Origin of the sequence: Nostoc sp. FACHB-190 (assembly GCF_014696905.1) — a bacterium.
GTDB lineage: Bacteria > Cyanobacteriota > Cyanobacteriia > Cyanobacteriales > Nostocaceae > Nostoc_B.
On the sequence record NZ_JACJQW010000009.1, the window covers coordinates 1 to 24808 of the forward strand.

Annotated in this window: 22 protein-coding genes; 8 read left to right on the plus strand and 14 right to left on the minus strand. The window is 42.4% G+C overall.

Annotation, left to right across the window (positions count from 1 at the left end; all coding sequences use genetic code 11):
• Positions 1–257 precede the first annotated feature (257 nt).
• From H6G28_RS12500 to H6G28_RS12535, 8 genes are all read right to left on the minus strand, one after another.
• On the minus strand, positions 258–974 hold the full coding sequence (locus tag H6G28_RS12500) for a pirin family protein (protein ID WP_190591373.1): 717 nt from the start codon (positions 972–974) through the stop codon (positions 258–260).
• A 265-nt stretch (positions 975–1239) separates the two neighbouring features.
• Positions 1240–1800, minus strand: coding sequence for a DNA starvation/stationary phase protection protein Dps (gene dps / locus H6G28_RS12505; protein WP_190671088.1), 561 nt, complete (start codon positions 1798–1800; stop codon positions 1240–1242).
• Positions 1801–1930: 130 nt separating this feature from the next.
• Complete coding sequence (locus tag H6G28_RS12510) at positions 1931–2983, minus strand: aldo/keto reductase (protein ID WP_190671090.1); 1053 nt, start codon at positions 2981–2983, stop codon at positions 1931–1933.
• Positions 2984–3065: 82 nt separating this feature from the next.
• Entirely contained in the window at positions 3066–4661 is a 1596-nt protein-coding gene (locus H6G28_RS12515) for an RluA family pseudouridine synthase (protein ID WP_199332837.1), read from the minus strand.
• Between the two features lie 53 nt (positions 4662–4714).
• Positions 4715–6013 (minus strand): sensor histidine kinase, encoded by a 1299-nt coding sequence (locus tag H6G28_RS12520; protein ID WP_190671315.1) that lies wholly within the window; start codon positions 6011–6013, stop codon positions 4715–4717.
• Between the two features lie 72 nt (positions 6014–6085).
• The gene (locus H6G28_RS12525) at positions 6086–8386 is read right to left on the minus strand and encodes an ATP-binding protein (RefSeq protein WP_190671093.1); all 2301 of its coding nucleotides are present in this window, start codon (positions 8384–8386) and stop codon (positions 6086–6088) included.
• An 11-nt stretch (positions 8387–8397) separates the two neighbouring features.
• Positions 8398–9969: an ABC transporter substrate-binding protein gene (locus H6G28_RS12530; protein ID WP_190671100.1), complete on the minus strand. Its 1572-nt coding sequence runs from the start codon at positions 9967–9969 to the stop codon at positions 8398–8400.
• A gap of 840 nt (positions 9970–10809) precedes the next feature.
• Positions 10810–11499: an alternative oxidase gene (locus H6G28_RS12535; protein WP_190671102.1), complete on the minus strand. Its 690-nt coding sequence runs from the start codon at positions 11497–11499 to the stop codon at positions 10810–10812.
• A 14-nt stretch (positions 11500–11513) separates the two neighbouring features.
• On the opposite strand from H6G28_RS12535, the gene H6G28_RS12540 reads away from it, so the two are divergent.
• A complete protein-coding gene (locus H6G28_RS12540) occupies positions 11514–11681 on the plus strand; it encodes a hypothetical protein (protein ID WP_190591367.1) in 168 nt (55 codons plus the stop codon).
• Between the two features lie 103 nt (positions 11682–11784).
• Here H6G28_RS12540 and H6G28_RS12545 read toward each other — a convergent pair whose 3' ends face one another.
• The gene (locus H6G28_RS12545; protein WP_190671104.1) at positions 11785–13044 is read right to left on the minus strand and encodes a glycoside hydrolase family 10-like protein; all 1260 of its coding nucleotides are present in this window, start codon (positions 13042–13044) and stop codon (positions 11785–11787) included.
• Positions 13045–13601: 557 nt separating this feature from the next.
• Between H6G28_RS12545 and H6G28_RS12550 the strand changes: the two genes are divergently transcribed.
• The 3 genes from H6G28_RS12550 to H6G28_RS12560 are packed head-to-tail and all read left to right on the plus strand — an operon-like array spanning position 13602 to position 15634.
• Positions 13602–14564 (plus strand): homogentisate phytyltransferase, encoded by a 963-nt coding sequence (locus H6G28_RS12550; RefSeq protein ID WP_190671105.1) that lies wholly within the window; start codon positions 13602–13604, stop codon positions 14562–14564.
• Positions 14565–14568: 4 nt separating this feature from the next.
• Positions 14569–15033: a tetratricopeptide repeat protein gene (locus H6G28_RS12555; RefSeq protein ID WP_190671107.1), complete on the plus strand. Its 465-nt coding sequence runs from the start codon at positions 14569–14571 to the stop codon at positions 15031–15033.
• 31 nt (positions 15034–15064) lie between these two features.
• Positions 15065–15634: a Uma2 family endonuclease gene (locus H6G28_RS12560; RefSeq protein ID WP_190671109.1), complete on the plus strand. Its 570-nt coding sequence runs from the start codon at positions 15065–15067 to the stop codon at positions 15632–15634.
• A 16-nt stretch (positions 15635–15650) separates the two neighbouring features.
• On the opposite strand, the gene H6G28_RS12565 is transcribed toward H6G28_RS12560, so the two are convergent.
• The gene (locus H6G28_RS12565) at positions 15651–16238 is read right to left on the minus strand and encodes a Uma2 family endonuclease (protein ID WP_190671111.1); all 588 of its coding nucleotides are present in this window, start codon (positions 16236–16238) and stop codon (positions 15651–15653) included.
• Between the two features lie 209 nt (positions 16239–16447).
• Here H6G28_RS12565 and cobA point away from each other — a divergent pair, with 209 nt between their 5' ends.
• On the plus strand, positions 16448–18034 hold the full coding sequence (cobA, locus tag H6G28_RS12570) for a uroporphyrinogen-III C-methyltransferase (protein WP_190591361.1): 1587 nt from the start codon (positions 16448–16450) through the stop codon (positions 18032–18034).
• Between the two features lie 76 nt (positions 18035–18110).
• On the opposite strand, the gene H6G28_RS12575 is transcribed toward cobA, so the two are convergent.
• The gene (locus H6G28_RS12575) at positions 18111–18659 is read right to left on the minus strand and encodes a hypothetical protein (RefSeq protein WP_190671113.1); all 549 of its coding nucleotides are present in this window, start codon (positions 18657–18659) and stop codon (positions 18111–18113) included.
• 300 nt (positions 18660–18959) lie between these two features.
• Here H6G28_RS12575 and H6G28_RS12580 point away from each other — a divergent pair, with 300 nt between their 5' ends.
• The 3 genes from H6G28_RS12580 to H6G28_RS12590 all read left to right on the plus strand — a co-directional run bounded on the left by H6G28_RS12580 (position 18960) and on the right by H6G28_RS12590 (position 21199).
• Positions 18960–20033, plus strand: coding sequence for a DUF1350 family protein (locus H6G28_RS12580; RefSeq protein WP_190671115.1), 1074 nt, complete (start codon positions 18960–18962; stop codon positions 20031–20033).
• 316 nt (positions 20034–20349) lie between these two features.
• Positions 20350–20907 carry a J domain-containing protein gene (locus tag H6G28_RS12585; protein WP_190671318.1) on the plus strand — a complete coding sequence of 186 codons (558 nt, stop codon included), beginning with the start codon at positions 20350–20352 and terminating at the stop codon, positions 20905–20907.
• Positions 20908–20926: 19 nt separating this feature from the next.
• On the plus strand, positions 20927–21199 hold the full coding sequence (locus H6G28_RS12590) for a DUF3143 domain-containing protein (protein ID WP_062289537.1): 273 nt from the start codon (positions 20927–20929) through the stop codon (positions 21197–21199).
• A gap of 132 nt (positions 21200–21331) precedes the next feature.
• Here H6G28_RS12590 and uppS read toward each other — a convergent pair whose 3' ends face one another.
• From uppS to lysA, 3 genes are all read right to left on the minus strand, one after another.
• Positions 21332–22081, minus strand: a complete 750-nt coding sequence (uppS, locus tag H6G28_RS12595) for a polyprenyl diphosphate synthase (RefSeq protein ID WP_190671116.1) — start codon at positions 22079–22081, stop codon at positions 21332–21334.
• Positions 22078–23001 (minus strand): diadenylate cyclase CdaA, encoded by a 924-nt coding sequence (cdaA, locus tag H6G28_RS12600; protein WP_190591356.1) that lies wholly within the window; start codon positions 22999–23001, stop codon positions 22078–22080. The genes uppS and cdaA overlap by 4 nt, the downstream gene beginning before the upstream one ends.
• A 172-nt stretch (positions 23002–23173) precedes the next feature.
• Positions 23174–24586 carry a diaminopimelate decarboxylase gene (lysA, locus tag H6G28_RS12605; protein WP_190671118.1) on the minus strand — a complete coding sequence of 471 codons (1413 nt, stop codon included), beginning with the start codon at positions 24584–24586 and terminating at the stop codon, positions 23174–23176.
• Between the last annotated feature and the right edge of the window lie 222 nt (positions 24587–24808).

Sequence of the window (24808 nt, forward strand, 5' to 3'; positions counted from 1 at the left end):
TTCGTTCTAAAATCTTTCACTTGCTTCAATTGTTCAATCAGAGAAGTACCCATAATTTTCCTCCCCTCAACACTTGCAATTTTACCTGTTTTAGGGAATGAAACAGCCCTGCCCACACTCCCCTCTCTCTCCACACCCGCTACCCATACGTGAGAAATTCGGGTATTAACCCGCCCTCACGATGAGTTATATCGCAACCTTGTCAGTTGACAATTGTCAACTGATAAAAGCTGGAGGTCAAACAGCACTCATGGAACTCACTTTAAATCAAATAGGAGGATTTCTGCGCTCAGGTTGGTGCTAATTTCGAGTTTTTCCTCGCCACTGATTTGTACACCGTCACCGGCTCTGAGTTCTTCGCCGTTCAGTGTGGCTATACCTTGAGCTATTTGCAACCAAGCATAGCGATCGCGTTTCAGGTGATAATTCACCACATCACCGCTTTCTAAAACAGAGGCGTATAAATCCACATCTTGATGAATTGTTACCGCACCGTCGCGGCCATCTTTGGCGGCGATTAAGCGTAATTGACCGCGTTTTTCTTCTACAGAAAATGCTTTTTGTTCATATCTGGGAGCCAAGCCTTGCTCATCTGGTAAAATCCAGATTTGCAGTAGGTGGAGTGGTTCGGTGGGTGAAGGATTAAACTCGCTGTGCATAATTCCTGTACCTGCACTCATAATTTGAGCATCACCAGGACGAATGACTGAACCTGTACCCAAACTATCTTTATGCTCAACAGCGCCAGACAGCACATAAGTGAGAATTTCCATATCTCGATGTCCGTGGGTAGGAAAACCCGCACCAGGCGCAATGCGATCGTCGTTAATCACGCGCAGAGACCGGAATCCCATCCGATTGGGATCATAAAAATGGCTGAAGGAAAATGTGTGGTAACTATCTAGCCAGCCGATTTGGCTCCGACCGCGATTGTTTCGATCATGAATTAAATAGTTAATTGTATTTTGAGACATAAATTTACCTCAGTTGATTTAGTTTTGGTAATCTCAATAATTAATATTCTTGTGTACAGAAATATGCAAATTAATGCAGTTAATTAATTACCAAATCGATGCGCTAGATTTTAACTGCCAATTAATCACTAATCTCAGAGAGAATTTTGATTTATCTAGCTGGCTTTTGACTTATTTAAATATTAGAATATCTACCTATAAAATGAAAAGTACGCACTAAAAAGTGGCGTACTTACCAAAAGGATACTATGAAGTTTGCCAGGAATTATCTAACTGTAGCTGGTGTTTTAGCAGTAGCAGAGCCATTCTCTGCTTTAATTTCTGCTACTTGCAAATGAGCTTCTAAGAACCACAGTCGTTTGTCAATGGTGCGAGAAATTTCGGTGTAAAGGTCTGCGGTATCTGCATCACCTAAGTCGTCAGTTTTGGCGATCGCTTCTCGGATATGTTTAGCGTAAGGTGCAAAACGGTCGGCTAATGCGGTTACATGGTCTTTGCCATCCAAAATATCCAGAGGATATTCTGGCAGGATGGAGTTACTAGCCGCTAGTCTTGCGGTTCCGAAAGCATAGCCACCTAACGCGGTGACACGTTCAGCCACTGTATCAACATATTCTTCTAATTCGCCTGCAATCTCATCAAACAATTCGTGCAACTGATAAAAGTCTGTACCTTTAACGTTCCAGTGTGCTTGCTTTGTCTGGGTTTTCAAATCTAAGGTAGCTGCCAATGTTTGATTCAGAATGGCTACGATTTGAGAACGTGCTTCGGCAGGAATATCAATACGAGAGGGATAAAGACGGGATGTCTGCTTATTGTCGCTCATGGTTCTAAATTTGTTGATCGACACATTGAGTCTACAAATAGTGATGGAGTTTGGGGAACTTCCGAAAGACAGATGGTTTTTCCGCAGGAATGATTTATTATCTTGATTACTCTTGCGGATACTCAGTAATTCAAAGGCGGTGGTTGTCGATCGCATTGAATGTACCACCAAACAGGCGATCGCGGATGATGTCATTTTGCAAGAAGTCGTGGGGAAAACCTAGTTCAATTTGACTCACTTCGTTGAGGCGTTGCAGGTGTTCCGGCGATAAGGTGATATCTAAACAAGCCAAGTTATCTTGAAATTGGCTGAGTTTGCGTGCGCCGACGATAGGAATCATTACACCACTTTGGGCGCGTAACCAAGCTAATGCGACTTGCGAAGGTGAAGCGCCAATTTCCGTAGCAACTTGACTCACTACTGCTGCGATCGCTAAACTGCGTTCTGATACAGTTCCAAATGCAGTGCTGGCAAGTCTGCCCTGTTCTTCTCCTGGTTGTAGAGGCTGATTATACTTACCTGTCAGTACACCACCCGCTAAAGGCGACCAAGGTGTGACGGCTAAATCAAAGGCTTTAGCCATTGGGAGCAAATCTCGTTCTGGTGTTCGCTGAATTAAATTATACTCAATTTGCAAAGCGACGAACTTTGTCCAGCCTTGATATTGAGCGATAGTATTAGCTTGAGCCACAATCCACGCTGGTGCATCAGAAATCCCAATGTAAAGAACCTTACCTTGGCGCACCACATCATCAAGCGATCGCATTACCTCCTCAACCGGAGTGGTAAAATCCCAAGCATGTAACCAAAATAAATCAATATAGTCTGTATTCAGGCGTTTTAAACTACCTTCTAAGGATTGCACCAAATTCTTGCGATGATTGCCGCTACCATTGGGATTACCTGTATTTTCTCCCATCCGCGAGGGAAAAGAGTATTTAGTTGCAACTACAAAACGTTCTCTGTCTTGAGCAATTAATTCACCAACAATTTTTTCACTACTACCGTTGGTGTAACCATTGGCGGTGTCAATAAAATTCCCACCGGCTGCTGTAAAAGTCTCAAAAATTTTCCGACTTTCATCAACAGAAGCACCCCAACCCCAGTCTTCACCAAAAGTCATCGTTCCTAAGCAGAGTTCCGAAACTCTCAACCCACTTTTGCCTAAGAGTTTGTATCTCATATCACTCGCAATTGGTAGTTTTTAATTACCTTAGCAGTGAAAAATTAGCAGTAACAATTGACCAATGGTAGATGACACTGATTTAAAAAGGTGTTGTTGCTTGTAAATGAAGAGTTTTGGCTAATTGGGGATGGTAAAAACTGATTTCCCTGGCGTGGAGATGTAAACGATTTGCATTAGCATTACATCCATAAAGGCGATCGCCCAATATTACCACGCCTAATCCTACCGCCGCATGAACCCGCAGCTGATGGGTGCGTCCGGTGAGGGGGATAAATTCTACGCGGGTGTATTCGCCTTCTTTGGCAATTACCTGAAACTTGGTGACACTGGGTTTACCATGTTGCCAATCAACTTGTTGATAAGGGCGATTTTGCGGATTTCCCCAAAGTGGTAATTCAATCACACCGTGATTTTGAGTCACCGCACCTGCCAAAATTGCTTCATAAACTTTATGCACCTGTCGCTGTTGGAATTGTTGACTGAGGTGATAGTGCGTATTGCGATCGCGTGCTATCAACAAAATACCAGAAGTCTCCTGATCCAAGCGATGCACAGGTAAAAGATTCATCCCATCAGCTAACAAATTCCGCAAACGACTCAGCACACTATCTTGGGTGTCACGATAACGGCCGGGAACTGATAATAGTCCCGCAGGTTTATTCACAGCAATTAGCCATTCGTCTTGATAGATAATCTCCTCTCTAGTAGCGGAGGGACTGACAACTCCCCTTGAACTATTAGGTTTAATACCCGACAGCAAAAATCCCATCAACGGCTGACAACGTTCTGCACAAGCTTCATAAAATTCCCCCTGAACTTTATCGCCTGAAGATTTCCCCCACCAAAATTCCGCCATTGCGAGGGGTTTAAGGTGATGGGTGGCGGCGTAATGCAATAACTTTGGGGCGCAACAGTCGCCTGTACCCGTGGGTAAACCATCCGGCATTAATTGTTGTAAGGTGAGAGATTGACCGAAAAAATTCATCAGCGAATAAGCAGCGTGCATTTGGGCTTGGAGTTGACGAGATAAGGTTTTACGCTGTTGTTTTAATTCTCTGATTTTGGTATCTGCGGCGGTAATTAATTGTTGAAGCGGCTGTAAAACTTCATCTCGCTGACGTTTGAGTTGTCGCCGTTCAATCCCATCTTTGCGACTGGCTGCGTCAAGTTCTGCAAGTGCAGTGGTGAGAACTTCACCTGTGAGTGTTTCGCCCAGTATTTGGCGTTGGGCTTGGCGTTGATATCTGCATTCACGATGGCGATCGCTCATGACTTGCAATTGCTGTGTAAATTCAGCAGATAATATTTCATACTGCTGTCGTTCTGGTAATTCTTGTAAATTAATAATTTCTTGTTTAATTGTCTCTAATTTTGCTAAAGTCTCCGCTTCTGATAAAGCAATTGCTTCTCGTCCCGGAATTGGTGGAACCCAGCCCTCAACAACACTTTGACCGTTTAATAATCCTGAGAAAGCTTGAATAACTTTTTGTTCACCACTGGGCAATTCAACTAATAAAACACCATACATCTTGCCTTCCCTAGCATAACGCTCATCTCTAGCGAGATAGTTCATTAAACCACGGGCAATTGCTTCTATCAAAGCAGTGCGGGGTAATCTCAGCAGTTCGCCAGTTTGGGGACAACGCCCTTCATAGTAATAGTTAATTTGACACAAACTAATTTACAATCCCATTTGTGAAAGAGTTTCTCGATAAAAATCTCTCTACTTCATTGACCCTGAATGGGTAGCGTGAGGACAAAGGTAGTTCCGCATCCAAGCTGGGAGTAAACATCGATATTTCCTTTGTGTTTCTCCACAACAATTTGGTGGGCGATCGCTAATCCTAACCCTGTTCCTTTCCCAATCCCTTTTGTCGTAAATGAATGGTCAAAAATCTTTTGTTTTACTTCTTCATTCATGCCATTGCCATTATCAGCAATCATGATTTTCACAAATTTATCTATCATTGTTGTGGTAATTGTAATCTGGTTGGGATTGGTCTTGATCTCATTAAAACTACGTCCATGATTGAACTCCTCTAGTGCATCGATGGCATTCGCCAGAATATTCATAAATACTTGATTAATCTGTCCAGGGTAACATTCTACTAGAGGCAATACTCCATACTGCTTAATAACTTGGATTGCAGGTCGTTCCCCTAGTGCCTTCAGTCGATGCTGCAAAATTAGCAACGTGCTGTCAAGCCCTTGATGCAAATCAAATGGGATTTTGGATGTATTGTCCATCCGAGAAAAGGTGCGTAGGGCAAGGGATATCTCCTTGATGCGATCGGTGCTGAGGTGCATTGAACCCAACAGCTTTGGTAAGTCTTCTGCCACAAACTCTATATCTAAATCTTCTAGGGACTGCTGAAGCGACTCAGAGGGCTGCTTGACTTCAGATTGATAGAGTTCCAAAGCTTGTAGCAAAGCGGTGACATGCTCTTTAGCCGCAGGAATGTTGTTGATTAGACAGCCAATCGGATTGTTGATTTCATGGGCTACGCCTGCAACTAATTCCCCCAGTGTCGAAAGCTTTTCTTGCTGCACTAGGCGTATCTGAGCTTGCTGAAGGGATGCGGTTCGCTCTGCGACTTGCTCTTCCAGGGTCTCGGTCAGATGTTGCAATTTCTGCGTCAGTTTGTGCATACGCCAATGCAACATGACCCGCGCCAAGACTTCCTGCTGCTCAAAAGGTTTGGTAATGTAGTCCACTGCTCCTAGGGATAGCCCCTTGAGCTTGTTACCGATGTCAGACAGTGCAGTTGTAAAAATCACGGGAATATCGCGGGTTTTGGGATTATCCTTGAGGCGGGAACAGGTTTCAAAGCCGTCCATGACAGGCATCTGCACATCTAACAAAATTAAGATCGGAGGGGCGAGATTAACCTGCTCAATTGCGCTCTTCCCATCTTCTGCTAACCGCACTTGAAAGCCTGCTTCTTTTAAAACTTGCCTCAAGACTGATAAGTTAGTCGGATTGTCATCCACAACCAAAACAAATTCATTTTTTTGATTGTTGCTCATCTGATGGTCGGTTGTCATTGCTGTCCTGCATGAGTAATATATGGAATTGAGAAGATATGTATTTCAGGTGTCCTAGCGCATTTTCCTAACAGCAATAATCAAGGACTCTTGTAGCAATTCACGCATCTGTTTGATCTGACAATCTTCAGACATTTGAATCAACTTTTTGGCAAACTCAAATGATGTTGGATGAGACTTTTGAATCTGTTCGCATAAGTTAACCACTGTATCTATATCACCTTCCTGAACATGCTTTTGCAGCTGATGAAGGATTTCTATTGGTGGAGGAAACAGTTTTGTCACAGCAGGGGTATCGCGCTCTTGGCTGTAGGATTCTATGGTTGTAGTTGGTTCTTCATAAATCCAGGTCAACTTGAGATGGGTTTGAATTATCTCCAGTAGCTCATCCACTTGGATGGGTTTGGATAAGAAGCAGTTGGCTCCTGCTTCCAAGCTTTGAAATTCATCTTGGGCAAAAATGCTGGCAGATGAAGCGATCGCCAAGATGTGCGACAATTCAGTGGACTGGCGCAGTTGTTTAAGCAAATCAAAGCCGTGCATGACGGGCATCACCAAGTCAGTAATCAGTACATCGGGTTTGTGAGCCATGATCTGCTCCCAACCTTCTTTACCATTGCTGGCTTCAACCACATCAAATCCAATCGGCTCTAGCAAGCTGACAATCAGCGATCGATTTTCCCATTTGTCATCCACCACAAGGACTGTGCGCCTCTGCCCACCATAGCCCACAATGATGTTTTTCCCGTCCTGACGCTCTTGAATTGACCAGTTCAGTGATGCTGGGAGATCAACTTCAAAGCTAAATAGACTACCTTGCCCCAAGGTGCTTTCTACCTGAATTTTACTGCCCATGAGAGAGACGATTTTGAGACTAATCGCCAGTCCCAAGCCACTCCCCTCATCTTGCTTTTTCACATCCCCCACTTGCTCAAACGGCAGAAAAATCTTTTCTAGCTGTTCAGGGGTCATCCCCACACCCGTATCTTCAATTTCAAAACGGATTTTGTAAGAGTCGAGGGATTCATGATGCTGATGAGCCGTAATCCGAAAGTAAACACTCCCCTTCTGTGTGAACTTGATAGCGTTGCCCAATAGGTTAATTAACACTTGGCGCAATCGTTTTTCATCGGCATAAATGCTTTGCGGTAAATCTGCCGCAGGTTCGCACGCAAAAACAATTTTCTTTTGTTCAGCCCTGACTCGGTTCATCTCCGCAATCCCTTGCAGAAACGATGGCAGATGAATGTCTGACGGATTTAGCTCCAGTTTTCCGGCTTCGATTTTCGCCAAATCCAGCACATCATTGATCAGCATTAACAAATGGTTGCCGCATTGATAAATAACACTGATCCCCTTTTTTTCGGATGGTTGCAACGAGTTAGAACGCTGCAAAATTTGGGCATAGCCGAGAATGCCATTGAGAGGCGTACGCAGTTCGTGGCTCATATTAGCCAAAAACTCACTTTTAGCCCGATTCGCCGAATCAGCAGTGAGTTTTGCGGCTTCCAACTCAGTAGTGCGCTCTTGCACCCGATGTTCCAGTGTGGCAAAAGATTCTTGCAGTTGCTTGGCCATGTGATCAAAAGACTTAGCCAAATCACCCAACTCATCATTGCGATCGCTTGGTAACACTTGCTGCCACTGTCCGCTTGCCAGCTGTTTAGCCGCCTGATTTAATTGCAGAACAGGACGAATCACCAATGACTGAGACAGCCACCAAATCACCACTAGGGTCAACAGCAAGACTAAACAAAAAATTCCCAACGCAATAACAGTGGCTTGCCGTTCGCTTTGAATGACCGAGATGGCATTTAGTTCAATCACTAATACGCCATTAGTGCGCCCAAACTGATTTTTGATCGGGGCATAGCCGTACAGAACAGGTTTACCTAACGGACTTGACAGAATATCGGGTTCAACAAGCGGTTCCTCTAAGTCTGCAATGTCGCCTTTTAGCCCAGGGGTGATGAATTGCAAGGGGTCTCCCACCAGCGCACTAAAACGCCCTTTGTTGTCGTAATCCAACACAAAAACCAGTTTCCCGTCCGACTGTTGCCGCAGGGTGTAGATGTGGTTGATGGAGGGGCTGGCAGCTTGAATATTTTTGAGCCGTTCCTGATTGATTCTGTAAAACGGCTCCTTCATACTGTCGGGTGTTACTGTCAAGGCCAGATAATCGCTGTCGATTTGGGGGACAGATAGGCGCAAAAGTTCCATCAGGCGATCGCGCATTTCCTGACGCTGGACGGTGCGGAGTTGCCAGGACAAACCTGTAGTCAACAGCCCAGCCGCTAGGGTCACTAGCAGCGAATAGGCTAAAACAATTTTGCGGCTGAGGCTTTGTTTACGCATTCTTTTTTCCTCTAAGATTCCAATCCCAAGCTGTAGCGATACGCTGTTTTTTGGGATTCCCGTCCTACCTGATCCGTAATTTTTTCCCAACCCTGCTCAACCCGCCCCATTGTCTGTTCGCGGCTGATTTTTCCTGCCATGAAATCTTTTAGTGCTGGATCAAGAACTTCCAATTGATAACGTTTGGCGTGGGGTAATTTCAAATCTAAGGCCATGTTGGGATTGCTCAAGGTAATGCCAATCGCTCCTAAATAGTTATTGGCTGCTTCCTCTGACATCCCAGACTGAATCCAGGGCGCTACGTCCTTAAACTGTGAAACCCGATAGGGGTTAAACCCGGTTGCACCAATTGTCACATCCACATTTGCCTGGGCGGGCTGACTCATATAGGACAGAAAGGCGTAGGCAGCGTCTTTTACCTTGGGTGCGGCTTTGGCGGAAATGACTCCGGTGTAGCCCAGGTTAGCCGCGAAAGGGGCATGATTAATGCCGTCAATGGCGTAGGGACAGATAAACTTATCGCAGACCGTGAATTTACCCGTGGTTTGATCAAGCACTTTAGAGCTACCGGGTGTCATGGCTGCCCCAACCTTATTCGTGACTTTTGAAACAGTTGAATCAAGTGCCAGCGTGGGAATGTCGCCCCAGTCGATCATCAAGGCACACCGCCCGGCGAGAAAAACATTGCGGGCTTCAACAAATTGCAAGTTGGCATCATCAGGCACTCCATAGGTCATCGTTTGTTTGTAAACATCCAAGGCCTTGGCAAACGCCTCATTTTTCACCTGTGGTTTCATGGTTGCCGCGTCAAAAAATGCCCCCTGCCCTGTGCCTTTGGATTGTAGATAGGATGTGGCGATCGAGCTAAACATGAAAAATCCGACGTGTCCCGGCTCTTTGGCAATACAAGAGCCGTAGTCTGGGGTTCCATCCCCATTCAGGTCTTTGCCATGAAAGTTTTGCGCTACTTTCAAATAATCATCCCAAGTCAGGGGCGGCGTTAATCCGGCTTTTGAGAGCAAGTCGGTGCGATAGTAGAGTAGATGATAATCCCCATCTACCGGAACACCGTAAATGCGCTGATTGTGAATGGCATTGGCATTGCGAAAGAACGGTGCAATGTCTTCCCACTGCAACGCTGCATCAGCCTCGACACGAGCGGTTAAATCTTCCAGATAATCAGCATTCACAAAATCAATTAACCACTGCGGCATAGCCACCGCCATGTCATATTTAGGAGATGCACTCGACCAGTCAGCTTGCAACATATCATAGACCTTGCCAAAGTCGTGCATCGTCAAATTGACTTTAGCTCCCGTCAGCGATTCAAACTCAGGAATTCGTCGTTTTAGCCCTGCACCAATTACGCCTGAACGAGTGACAACATTGACTGTTATCCCGTCAAATCGTTGTACAGGGGCTGTAGTTTTTGTGGATTGAGTGGAGGCATTTGGAGATACATTGGCTGGGAACAAGCTGCATCCGGGAAGAGAAATGCTGAACCACAGTGCTGTCAGCAGTATTGTTAGATATTTAAGGAATTTCCAGCCAGCGCGTAAATGTTGCCGGAATGAGAGGTGCATATTTGATTAACCTTTTAATGAGTACATTCAGTTGGCTTGGTGTATCTCAGATGAGTGGAAATTTCCACAGAGGTTGTCAGCTTTTATATAGGGTTTAGGAAATTCATGGGATTATTTTTTCTGTAAGCATTAAAAATAGAAAAGCTGTTTTTAGTGCCATATAAAAACTGAAAACCTTGTCTCACAAAGGACTCTAGAAGACAGCACAACAAACAAGGCTGTCCATATCTACCTTGCGTTTATAAAACTCTTTGCAGTATCATTTAAAGTTCCTGATTATCTGGTGTCACCCATTAGTATTCCAACAACAGACGGCATTCTAACAGTCCCAGGAAAGCAAGATAAAACTCCTTGCTGCATCGTCTAGAACACTTGGAGTGGGTGTCACTGTAAGCATAAGATGAGCAACTTGCCCACTTTATGCTTACAAAAAGGAAAGGGAAGCACAGTCCAGTAGTTCTGGTCTGGGTTCAACTGAGTACATTCGGTATAATTAAGAGAATTTCCAAAACCTCAACAGGATTAATCAAGACTTACGCATAAAGATTAAAGGTTCGTAGTTGCGCTAAATCGCAACTACGAACCTTATGCACGACTTTAGTCTAGACACGCAACTAGTCCGAGGGGTTTATGAGTCAGGACTTACGCACAAAGATTATCTGTGGAGATTGGGTGTTAGGGTGAAAGGGTTTGGGGCTTCGCCGTGAGCGTCAGCCGAACGGTGTAAGGATTTTGAATAAGTACACACGCCACTTGGCTTAATTCGGGAAACCCGCCCACGCCAGTGGCTCCCCTATACCCTCGCCGAAACCATTGATTTTTCGTTTTGATGCGTAAGTCCTATGAGTGAACCTCAAGCTCAAAGTTAGCTGTAACTGTCTTCATTTCCAAGGTATGAGGACTCTTAAATGAAAGTTGTGCATTAGTTTGTTGGCAAGCTTCCATAGTTCTGACGTGTTCCATTTCATCATCTCGAATTGCCACAAACACATCATAAAGATGATCAATTTGAGGACGGCGTTCAGTGGGTTGATGAGATGTTTGAAACTCATCAAACATATATAAGTCGCCATCACGATAGTAACGGATTGCTACTAATGGAGCCGGTTGGGCTTTCAATTCCACTTCATTTGCTGTCAAGAATTTGTGATAACTGCTGTATGCGTGTTTTTCCACCAGTTCCATAAAATGATAGGCAGAACGCGGTGAAAAGAAATACACACAAGTAATAATCCAGTAATAAATTAATGCTGTAGTTTTGGCTAATAGTCGATCGCCCCAAAATGCGTCTCCACCTAAAGATTCCATAATTAATAGGTGATGCAATTCATTCCAAGATTCGGCAAAATGAACCTTCAGCCAATCAGCTTTGCGCCATAATCCCAAAGTTTCATAAAGATGCAACACTGAGAGATAAGAAAAGTAAGGTACACGCGCTACTGTTTCTAAAACATAAAAACGAGGATAAGGGCGATCGCGATAAACAGTATTGATCACAAATACCAAAATATTCACAAGCAAACGAATCATAGCTGTCTCCATGTATGCTTAAAAGATTAGGAGTAGTTGAGATAGCTGGGTTAGTTATCTTACCTGTGCAATTTTTTATACAGCTAAAATTTGAGGAACTTGTGAGGAATATTGAAATTGAACATAGTAAAATGCGATCGCTCAATTGTGGTTCATTACATCAAGCGATCGCATTTGTTTGACTCAACTAATAGCAGATATTAAAAACTGTTTTAAAGTTCAGATCCCCGACTTCTTCAAGAAGTCGGGGATCTTGTTCCTCATGGCTAAATTTCAACCTAATTGTCAGATTTTGGCGCGAACTACCGGATAAGGGAACAGTCGCTTAAATCCTTCCTGACGTTCTGCTACTGTTTCAGGAGCAACATCCCACAAACTTTCGTAATAGAAAAAGGCTACACCTAAACCCCGTTCTTGAGTAGCCCGTACTTGAGCCTTAATTTGTGGCATTGGGACTGGGTTATTGCGTAACCCTGCCATAATTCCGATTCCGGTGGGAATTTTTTGTTGTGCTTCTTGAATTTCGCTACGGCCGATATTGGCAACAAAACTCTGGAAATCAGGACGATAAACTTGCACAATTAGCTCATCTACAATATTTTGCCGTATCCAAGCCAGCCAATCTTGCAGGTGGAACTTATAAGCAAAATCATAATAATTTGGTGATACAGAAAAAATGCTATTGGGTTTTCTGGCTTTCACTGCTTGGTTCAGTCTCACCATGAAAGCTGTAATTTTATCTGCCCGCCATTTTACCCAAGCTGAATCATTAGGGTTTGCAGGAGGATTGTTTTTGGTTTCTTGGGTATATAAAGCTACTGTATATTTGTCATAACCAAATTCATGGGGCAAACTCATGTGGTCGTCAAACTGAATACCATCAGCATCATATTGGGTGACGACTTCTAACACCAAGTTAGTAATAAACTGTTGTACTTGGGGATGGAAAGGATTTAGCCAAACAACTTCACCCGCCGCGCTGATAGAAGTTTCACTACCATTGCGCTTTTGCGTTAACCACTCTGGATGATTTAATGCTAACTCGGATGTTGGCGGAGCCATGAACCCAAACTCAAACCAGGGTATAACTAACAAACCTTTACGATGGGCGTGATTAATTAAGTCTGCGAGGATATCTTGCCCCTCTAAACCACGGGTAATAAAAGGCTGAATACCTGCACCTTGGGCGGTTGCACTGGGATACATCGCATAGCCAGAGTTCCACACCACAGGATAGATAGTATTGAAATTGAGGCGTTGTAGGTGTTTTACAGCGTCCCGCACCTTGACGCGATCGCGCAAAACATTAAAATCATTGTTAGTCATCCACACACCGCGAATTTCTTGGCGTGGTAGTTGAGCGATCGCAGGTTTTAGCCCATCTACTACCAATACTGCCACAAAAGAAACTAACATCAGCACAGGCACTAGCCGTTTTAGCTTGCGCCCCAAACCTAAGAAAGTCAAGAGTTTCATCGGGTTGAATGATTTGTCACCTACCCACTCACGCCATCGCCTATTTTTGTGATGGAATTTATTAGCCATATAGCCTTGAAGTATTGATGTTTACTAGAGGAATGGTTAATTGGTAGTTGTTCATTCAATGCTGCACATCGAACTTCTGCACCGGGGAAACTCAAATAGAATTCATACCGTCAATTCAGGATGACGTAACCAGTATCCATTAGTGTCCAATATACATCGCGTCTAACAGGTAGTTTACCAAGTCTTTATCTTACCTGACATTCGTGGAATCATTACCAAAAATTACTGATACTATACTGTGTTATTAATAACTTAAGATAATGAAAATAGGAAGCGATACTGCGTTTTATGACAATCGACTACAGCAATAATACTCAGATTTATCTTGAATGAGAAAATTGCTGTGATGAATTTTAATCAGCCTTTACAGGTAGTTATATAACAAACTCAAACCTATACCCTTGGGTTTCTTGAAAGATGTGTTTTAGCTGAGTCCGAAATTTATCATCCCTCAATATGTCCATCAAAGCAACTGCATTCCACCTAAGACTGTTGTTAATCAGCTAATTCTGTGACAATGATTAACAATAAGCCAGAATACTTAATCTCAGCTACTCATGCGCCAGAGTTCTCAAAACAGCCTTTTAGCAAGCAAACCGCAGCCATTTAATTGGTTATATGCCTTTTGGAAGTTTTCTCGTCCACACACAATTATTGGCACCAGTCTGAGTGTTTTGGGTTTATATGTGATTGCCATTGCCATTAATCATCGAGTTGATTTTCTATTGCCAATTTCTAATTCCCTTTTACCAGTTTTAGGTGCATGGATAGCTTGTTTATGTGGCAATGTTTACATTGTCGGCTTAAATCAGCTAGAAGATGTAGAGATAGATAAGATTAATAAGCCGCATTTACCACTAGCATCTGGGGAATTTTCTCGACGTATAGGACAATTGATTGTCATTACAACAGGGATTTTAGCTTTAGTAATTGCCTGGTTAAATGGCCCCTTTTTATTTGGGATGGTAGCATTAAGCTTGGCAATTGGTACAGCTTATTCCTTACCACCAATTCGCTTGAAACAGTTTCCATTTTGGGCAGCACTGTGCATTTTTTCGGTACGTGGAACAATTGTGAATTTGGGTTTATTTTTGCATTTTAATTGGGTACTGCAAAGCAAAGAATTAATTCCGCCAGCCGTGTGGGTACTGACGATATTTATCTTAGTGTTTACCTTTGCGATCGCCATTTTTAAAGACATCCCTGATATCGAAGGCGATCGCTTGTACAATATCTCTACTTTTACAATTCAACTCGGAACGCAATCTGTATTTAACTTAGCACTTTGGGTACTCACCCTCTGCTATTTGGGGATGATGTTGGCGGGTGTATTGCGGCTAGAGGCTGTCAACTCAGCATTTTTGGTGATTACCCATTTATTATTGCTGTGTGGGATGTGGTTTCGCAGTTTAACGGTAGACTTACAAGATAAACGTGCGATCGCCCAATTTTATCAATTCATTTGGAAACTCTTTTTCTTAGAATATTTAATATTCCCCATCGGTTGTTTGTTGGCTTAACACAATGCTAGACACCCCTCCAGTAATTGATATTCTTGCCACGTTGGTAGTGATTGCGAGTGTTTTTCTACTGATTTATTTTGCTGTGAAAACCTTAATCACCTCCAACTACTTTCAAAAAGGCATCAATCTTTATCAGCAAAAAGACTATGCAGGCGCAGAAGCAGAGTTTCGCAAAGTGATTGCTATCAACTCTACGAATGATGTCGTGCGTCTATTTTTAGGAGATGTTGTATATCAGCAAGATAGAATTGCCGAAGCCACAGAATTATTCCAAGAAGTCATTCGCCGCAGTCCCAAAAACCCCGAAGCTTATTTACGTCTAGCTAATGTCTTAATGCAGCAAAATCAACCAGAAGCAGCTAAGACTAATTTGCAAACAGCCCAAAAGTTATTTCAAAAACGCCAACCAGAAAAAGCCCAAAAAGTTGCTCAGTTATTGGCAAAAATCAACGCCAAATCAACTTGAATATTGATTAATCATTTTAAATTGAGTCTCTATGGTACAAACACCAAAGAAAACATTCACCTTAGAAGAGTTTCTCACACTACCAGAAACTCAGCCAAGCTCAGAATACATCGACGGTCAAGTAATTCAAAAACATATCCCGCAAGGAAAGCATAGCACTATTCAAGGAGAACTCTGTCCCAAAATTAATGCTGTTGTAAAAGTCAAAAAAATGGGTTGGGCTTTTCCTGAATTACGCTGCACATTTGGCGGAATTTCTCTAGTTCCTGATGTTGCTGTGTTTTCTTGGGTAAGGCTTCCTGTTGATGAAAATGGTGATATTGCTAATACGTTTACTATCGCACCCGATTGGATGATCGAAATTCTTTCCCCAGAACAAAGCCATACGAAAGTTACAAAGAAAATCTTACACGCTCTCAATCACGGCACTCAAATGGGTTGGTTAATTGACCCTGACGAGCGATTTATTGCTGCTTATCCTGCGGAAAAACAACCTTTAGCATTTGAGGCAATTGATAGTGTTTTGCCAGTGCCAGATTTCTGCCAAGGTTTACAGTTAACAGTAGGTGAAATTTTTGGCTGGTTAAAGGTAAATTTGTAATAAAAATTAATAATTTTTAATTGCGGATATCCTGAATAAATTGCTGTACAGCATCGTACTGGTCAGGTATGGTTATATACTTTAGCAGTATGCTTGGATCTAAATTAGGAAAAAAGCCACTTCTTTCTACTTCCTCATATTCACCCTGTTCGCTCAGGCGAAATATTTTGATAGAGTTAGATTTCCAAAACCAAACTTCTGGTACTTTTTTAGGTTTATATAACTCTTTTCTATTAATAGTTCCACTGGTGATGATAACTTCAATAACTATATCTGGGACTTCTTTTTTCGTGCCAATGCTATAGGATTCATCTGGTGTACCTGAAGCATATCCAGGTTCTTCTAAAGTGTAGCCACCACGACCATAAAAACGTATATCCAACTCTCTCATATAAGCTTCTAATAAATAACCGAGAGTTCTTTTCACATATTCATGTTCTTCACCAATTGGCGACATAATTTCTAACATTCCTGATAAATAAGACAATCGAACATTGTGGTTGTCCAAGAGCTGGGCTTCAATTCCTTTAAACTGCTCCCAAGAAACATCTTTGAGAGTTATCAGTTTTTCTTCTGCGGACTGTTCTACAAGTGGGATACTCATATCAACACTTCCTTAAAAAACTAAATTAGACGGGGCATACCTTAACAAAACCTTCTGTAAATAGTAATGTTATTTCTTGAGGGTTAAGGATTTCGTCTTTGCCGAAGTAATCTATCTGTATATGAATTATTCTACGATCACTAACTCATCGCTAATTATCTTGCCTTCTGGGATGAAATTTTTATGCCCGATCGCATTAATCTCAGATCATGACTAAACAACAAGGCAAAGTTTACCTCGTCGGTGCAGGGCCGGGAGATGTGGCGTACCTGACAGTTAAGGCTTATCATCTCTTGGCTGTGGCTGAGGTGCTGGTCTATGATGCTCTGGTGGATGAGCAATTGTTAAACTGTGTACCAGCGAATTGTTTAAGGTTAGATGTGGGTAAGCGTGGTGGTAAACCAAGTACAACCCAAGGGGAAATTAATAAATTATTGGTGCAGCACTGTCAAGCTGGTCAACAAGTTGTCAGGTTAAAATCAGGCGACCCGTTTATTTTTGGACGCTGTACTTCGGAAATTGAAGCTTTAAAAGCAGCAGGTTGTGAATTTGAAGTTATACCGGGAATTTCCTCCGCTTTAGCCGCGCCGTTGTTTGCGGGAATTCCATTAACAGATGCGGCGATGAGTCGGTGTTTTGCTGTGTTTACCGCCCACGAACCAGATACTTTGGACTGGGAGGCGCTGTCAAGGTTAGAGACGCTGGTAATCTTGATGGGTGGACAACATTTGCCGGAAATCATACATCAATTATTGCGGCGTAAGCGATCGCGCCTCACTCCCATTGCCATTATCCGTTGGGCAGGAACACCAAATCAACAAGTTTGGACTGGTCAATTAAACAATATCCTCGAAAAAATCACAGGATTATCCCTCTCGCCAGTGGTAATTGTAATTGGTGAAGTGGTCAGGCTGCGGCAGTACTTACAATCTGAGAAAATAAATGCTGAGGATTCCACTACAGCAATTATTCCCAGTCTGCCAACTATGTCCAACCACCTCCCCCTCGCTGGAAAAACTATCTTAGTCACTCGTTCTGTGGGACAGTCAAGCGAATTTAGCGATCGCCTCCAGGCGGTTGGTGCTAAAGTCATTGAAATGCCAGCTTTAGAAATTGGCCCGCCTGCGAGTTGGGCAGATTTGGATCATGCGATCGCTAGTTTATCTGACTTCGACTGGTTAATTCTGACTTCTACCAATGGTGTGGAATACTTTTTTGCCAGATTAACCGCATTGGGTAAAGATTCTCGCGCTTTAGCTAATGTCAAAATTGCCGTTGTTGGTGAAAAAACAGCCCAATCTCTCAAACAACAAGCACTCAAACCAGATTTTATTCCACCGAACTTTGTAGCCGATTCTTTAGTAGAACATTTTCCCGAAACCTTGTCTGGTAAAAAGATTTTATTCCCCAGAGTTGAAACCGGTGGTCGAGAAATTTTAGTCAAAGAATTAACCGCCAAAGGTGCAGAAGTTATCGAAGTTGCAGCTTATCAATCTTGCTGTCCTAGTAGTATTCCCGAATCAGCCAAGTTAGCCTTACAAAATCACCAAGTCGATATTATTACCTTTGCCAGTTCTAAAACTGTGCAGTTTTTCTGTCAAATTATTGATCGCACATTTGCGAATCATGCTGTGATCAATTTAGCAGATGTTTGCATTGCTTCCATCGGCCCCCAAACTTCTAAAACTTGTCACGCTTTATTTGGCCGGGTAGATGTGGAGGCTGAAGAATATACCTTAGAAGGACTAACTCAAGCTTTGGTGAAATGGGCGGAGGGAAGTAGGGAGTTTCGATGAACATAATTATTGATGTCTAGGCAACATCAAAGTTGATACGCCGAGGATCACAGGAGGTTTTTTGACCGAAAACAAGTTAATTGACTTTCGTCTCTGTTTTTAAAGCAGTAGATGATTCTGCGGATTTGGTAATTCTTCTACCCCAAGGTTTCAATACAGAAACAGCAATAATCGCCAGTATAAAGCCAGTTTGAATAGCACCACCGATTAAAACACCTTTGATATCAAAATTGTACAGGGGATTACTCAAGGCTTGCGATCGCTCAATATCTGAAATACTTGTAGCAGCATTCAACCAAGGCCCTAACCACACAGTTCCAGTCGTAATCAAACTAACTGTCACCACCCATTTGAAGATTACCCAGTAATGTTTAAAAAATCCCCAAATGGTTAGCCAGCAAAGCAGTCCACCAGTTAGTAAAGACAAGTTTGCCGAAGGAATAATTACAAAATCATCCAGCAATTTCAAAGCAGCATTAACCGCATACAATTCATCGCCGTTAGTAGTATGACTATTTTTTAAGGCGATCGCGATCATACACACAGCCGTACCAAACCAAATACTACCGAATGCAACATGGGCTGAAAGTAACCAGTTTTTCTGTTTAACGTTGAGCTTGGGCATAAATTCTCCAAATTTTACTATTTTTGAGGAATAATTGCTGTTTATGTCTAGATTTTATCAACTTATCTGCTACAGCCGTTCACATGATGACACTACAAGAGAATATCATCAATTGTAAAGAAAAATTACAGTTAACGTAATTATTACTTAATAAGCAGTATTTAATGACAAGCCACAAACATACAGCAAAATTCAGAATCAAATGAGATTCTGAGAAGTTATCTCAGCACAGCATATTTTTTTCGGCGTGTTCTGATTCATCAGCACACCCTCAATTCCTATTGTTTATCAAGCACAAACATGACAAACTTAAAATTGAGATTTAAACCTGTTTCCTTTAGCTGGGTAGCACTACATCCCCAACCTAAAGGCGTGATTCAATTCATTGGTGGAGCTTTTTTCGGCACATTTGGGCCAATGTTTTTTTATCGCTATTTGCTGGAATGTTTATATCAGCAAGGCTATACAATTATTCTCTTACCGTTTAACTTTACCTTTGACCATTATAGAGAAGCAGGTTTTCTCATTCGAGAACAATATAAGATCATCCCAGAATTAGTCAGAATGGCAGAAGTAGCAGGTTATGACTATAAAATCTATCTAGATGATTCTAACTTTTCTTGGATAGGTCACAGTATTGGTTGTAAGTATATTGCACTTTTAGAAGCGTTTAGTGCTTTGCCGAAAGAGCCAGAAAAAATAGAAGCTTTTGTTTGGAAAATCGTCAAAGAAACTTCAGGAAATTTACCGCCAGAAAAACAAGCCAAAAAAGTTAAAAGTATTGTCAACGATTTATTAAACCTGATTCGTGACTTAGAAAAGCAACGTACCAATGCTAAAGAGTTAACTTCCTATTACGTTAATCAAGATGTAAACCAGAATCAAACAGATTTTGATTCCTCAAATGTCAAGATTAACAGCATCTTTATTAAAAGCCAAGCATCTCTATTATTAGCACCAGTTAATACTGGATTAGACAGCGCCATTAAACCCAAAGCCTTAGCAGATTTTATTATCAGTCTGGGTTTTAACGTTAAACCAACACCCCAAGAAACTGAGGCTTTAATTAAAAACAGTAATTTGTTTAATTTGCTGGGGTTAATTTATTTTCCTTTAGACAATATCGGCAAATCTACCAGGGAATGGTTCTTTAATAGCTTGCAAAAACCCCCAGAAAATTTCCGCGACAAACTCAAGGGTGGACATTTAAGACCATTAGGAATACGTATCGGTGATTTAGTTTTTAATTTTCCCGATACTCTTTCTGTACCACCTATTGAAGCCGTCAAAAAGAGAAATGCTGAATTTGAAGCGCCTGTGCTGAAACTACTGGCTGCTTTAGAACAAAAGCGCCGAGAAATGCAGAACAAATAAGGTAAGTATCGAAATACTATTGGTATTGTTGAATGCGGGGATAATTTTTTGCATCGGTTCACACTGCTTTCAGCAATACCAATAGATAATCTATCTTATTTCCCTTGTCTCCCTTCTCACCCCTGTTATTCTACATACCTACACCCATTCTCAAAAAACAGTAAGTTCTGACAATTATTGGATTTGCTAGGAGTCTGCGCTGAGAAATAGCGTTGAAATCTAATGATTTTTCCCCCTGTGGAACAGGCAGGCAGGTTTACAATATTAGGAAAAACTTGATTGCAAACCTCAAACAGCCGTGAATCAAAACGGGGCAATGCCACAAAGTAGTGAAACCTCCTACTATTCTTTATTAGGACTGCATCCCTCAGCATCGGTAATCGACATTCGCCGTGCTTATCGGGAAATGAGTAAACGCTATCATCCAGACACTACAGAATTACCTGCGTCCCTTGCTACTGCTAAATTTCAGCAAATTAATGAAGCTTATGCTACGTTAAGCCATCCAGAAAGGCGACTCAGTTATGATTTGAAAATTGGTTATTCCCGCTTTGGTGTAATTCAAGCGCCTGCGGATTTGCATCGTCCGGTGCGTTATTCTTATGATTACTCGAAATCGGCTTACCTGGATGCCAGCGATCGCCCTCTTTCTTCTGGGGAAATTTTCGCTTTATTTATTCTGGGGCTGACTTTTGTGGGATGTTTATTACTGGCGATCGCTATTGGCTTCGCCCGTGGTGAGGCGGCTTTTCAAACTCAATCACCCCAACTAACCCCAAAAGTTCAACAGCAAATTTCTTCTCTCTCCCACTTCCCTAGTTCTGGGGAATGCCAAAACTATAACTTTCCCATCTTCAAATCAACCATTTCTTAACGCACCATCTCAAATTCTTATGTCTCTTCTGCCAGCCGATACCCCTTTATATAATCATCCTCTGCCACAAATTGAGCAATGGTTAAAAGACCAAGGTTGTCAACAAGATGAAACACAACTTCATTGTTGGCGCGTGCAAAGACCTGATTGGCAAGCTGAACTGTGGCTAGATATTGAACAAATCGTAGTGAGATATCTCGAAGCTGGCGAAAATCGCCAAGAAATCCAACGCTCATTCAAGTATTCTCTCAGCCGGGAAGATATCGAACAAGCCGTATTTTCTGGCCCGTGAACTGGGGAGTGGTAAGAGGAAATGGGGCTGGGGACAGGGAGAAGAGGGAAAATCTCTGCCTTTACCCCATGTACCTTATCTCCCTTGTATCTTCTTTCACTACTCCCTATTCCCCATTCCCTACTCCCTTTGCTACACTTTCCCAAATCTCCGGTCGCGTTGCTGATATGCACACAAAGCCCGGTGAAATTCAGCCCGGTCAAAATCTGGCCAAAGCGTATCAGTAATGTAAATTTCACCATAAGCCATTTGCCAGAGCAGGAAATTTGAAAGACGCATTTCACCACTAGTACGAATTAATAAATCAGGGTCATCAATTCCAGCTGTATACAAATGGCTTTCAAACACCGCTTCATCGATTTCATCTGGTTTGAGGATACCTTGCTCGACTTTTTCGGCGATCGCCCGACAAGCTTGTAAAATTTCCTGCCGTCCGCCATAATTAGTTGCCACAGAAAATTTAATACTGCGATTATTCTTTGTCGCTTCCATTGAACGGGTAATTTCTTCTTGCAGTGACTTTGGTAAAGCCTGCAAATTGCCCACAAACTGAATTTGCACATTTTCCTCGACCATTTCCCGCAGTTCTTGACGTAAAACTACTTGGAATAAAGTCATCAAAAAATCCACTTCTTCCTGCGGTCTTTTCCAGTTTTCCGTAGAAAAAGCATAAGCTGTCAGTGCCTCAATTCCCCAGTCTTTGCAACAACGCAGCAAATCCTTCAAAGCATCAACACCACGCTTATGTCCCATAATTCGCGGTAAACCTTGACGTTTAGCCCATCGACCATTGCCATCCATAATCACCGCAACGTGTTTGGGCAGTAGTTCCCGTTTCAAGTCGGGAGGCAAATATAGCAGTTCAGTTGGTTGTACAGTCATTTTTTGTCTCGTGAAGCGGTCGATGGTAATCCAAGTAAACGTGAAAATAGTACCAGTCCCTTACTACCAATCTGACGCACCCAGCTTAACAGACCCGGAGCAACTGCTTCCCGATCTACAGTTGGAGATAATCGAGCCTCTAAGGACTCTTTTAGTTTTCTAATGGTCAGTGGTCTATTTAGAGTTCCCCGTTCCGCTAAGGAAATAGAACCTGTTTCTTCTGATACAACTACACAAATACAATTTTCGACCCGCTCAGTAATTCCCATCGCTGCCCGATGGCGTGTACCCAACTGGCGCGAGGCTGTGCGTCCCGAAAGTGGTAGAATTATACCTGATGATACAATTCGTGAGCCGCGAATTAACGTTGCTCCATCATGTAACAAAGTTTTTGGCTGAAAAATTGTTTGTATAAGTTCCTTAGATACCTCAGCATTCAGCTTAACTCCAGGCACAGAAAAATCTCGCTCGTCAATTGGGCCTGTGGTTTCCAGAATTAGCAAAGCTCCAATGCGATTTTTGGAAAGTTCTTTCACTGCATCCACAATTTCATCAATCACACTATCAGATTTGGGGATGGATAAACTTGATGTTTGAAACAACTGGCGTAACTCTCCCCGCCCTAGTTGTTCCAAAAAACGCCGAAATTCTGACTGTAAGGCTACCGCCATCGCCACAGCGCAACCAATCACTAATTTTTCTAAGACAAAGTTCAGCAGTGGTAAGCCCAATCTACCACTGAGAGCCGAGGCCAACATTAAAATAATAAATCCTCGCACCATCCAAAGTGTCCGGCGCTCACTAATAATCACTAGTATCATGTACGTCAGCGCCAGCACTAATACTATATCCAGAGTCCCAAGTAGCAAGGACTGCGACCATCCTAGGTTTGTCAGCCAATGCTTTGACCAATCTTTCATGACATCTGGAATCAAGTATGAAGTATGAAGTATAAAGTATGAAGTGTAAAGTGTGAAGTATGAAGTATGAAGTGTGAAATATAAATTTCATCATTGAGTTTTTAACCTAGCCTGGGGCAATTTCCTTTGGTCTACAACCTTTAAGTTTTCAGACTTCAGACTTCACACTTTTTCAGACTTCAGACTTTTTTAGTCTTTCTGGTAGACAATCTTGCCGAATTAAGTCTTGATAAGTTTCGCGTTGCAAAATCAAATTTGCTTCGCCATTGGCTACGACTACGGCTGCGGGTCGGGGTAAGCGGTTGTAGTTAGATGCCATACTGTAATTGTACGCACCAGTCGCCATAACCACGAGAATGTCGCCTGGTTCAGTTTTGGGTAGTTGGGCATTTTTAATTAGGATATCTCCTGATTCACAATGTTTACCAGCTACGGTGACTGTTTCTGTTACATTAGCAGACATTTTATTAGCAACTACCGCCCGATAAACAGACTGGTAAGTGATGGGGCGGGGATTATCGGACATCCCACCATCAACAGATACGTAGGTACGAATGTCTGGTACTACTTTGGTTGCGCCAATAGTATAGGCAGTAATACAAGATGTGGCAATCAGCGATCGCCCTGGTTCACATAATAGCTTTGGTAAAGGCAAATTTTCCGCCGCACAAGTTTCTTGAACAGCTTCACAAATTATTTTTACCCAATCTTCAATACTTGGGGGATCATCTGATTCTGTATAACGAATACCTAATCCACCACCAATATTGAGTTCCGTTAAACTTAAACCATACTTAGCAGTATCGCGGAACCACTGCACCATAACAGCCCCTAAATCTTGATGGGGTTGCAGTTCAAAAATTTGGGAACCAATATGGGCGTGCAAACCTACACAGTTTAAGGAAGGTTGCTTGCTGACAAAGGTAAATACTTCGTCTAAGTCGTTGGGATCAAAGCCAAATTTACTATCTAAGTGTCCGGTGCGGATATATTCGTGGGTATGGCATTCAATACCTGGGGTTAGCCGTAGCATGATCCTAGTGCTGAGTGCTGAGTGCTGAGTGCTGAGTTCCACCAAGGTTTTTAACTCATACCAGTTATCGACAACAATTGTCACACCAGATTCAATTGCTAAAACTAGCTCTGGCTGGGATTTATTATTACCGTGGAGGTAAATTTTTTCAGGACTAACGCCAGCAGCTAAAGCTGTGTAAAGTTCGCCACCAGAGACGACATCAATTCCCAAACCTTCCGAGGCAGCGATCGCACAAACGGCTAAACAATTCCAGGCTTTAGAAGCATATAATACTTGAGATACACCAGGGTAATATTGCTTAAAAGCATCTCGGTACTGCCGACAAGCCGCACGCAGAGTTTCTTCATCTAAAATATATAATGGCGAACCAAACTGCTGGACTAGGGTTGTGACATCACACCCACCAATTTCCAGACAGTCATTACTGTTAACCTTAGCTGTTAAAGGTAACAGTTCCTGATTCGGCGAAATAGTTTCGTTTGGGTTGCGCTTTTGAGGCAAATACTGAGTTCCAGCATGTTGAACCTCAGTGGGGTGAGTCGATACCATAACTATGTAAGTTGTCCTTATACAAATTAAGAGCTTGAGGAAGTGTCCCGATTTTCAGTTTACCAACTCAGTGCTGAGTAAAAAGTACAAGAAAAGTTTCCCATAGCCGGAAATCAACTCTTAAGGTCAGTTAGTTTGAATGCAGCACTTTTGATCAACGCTGTTTCAGTTCACCATAATTCTTTTAATCTATTGATTATTAGGGTTTATGGCTCAAAGTCG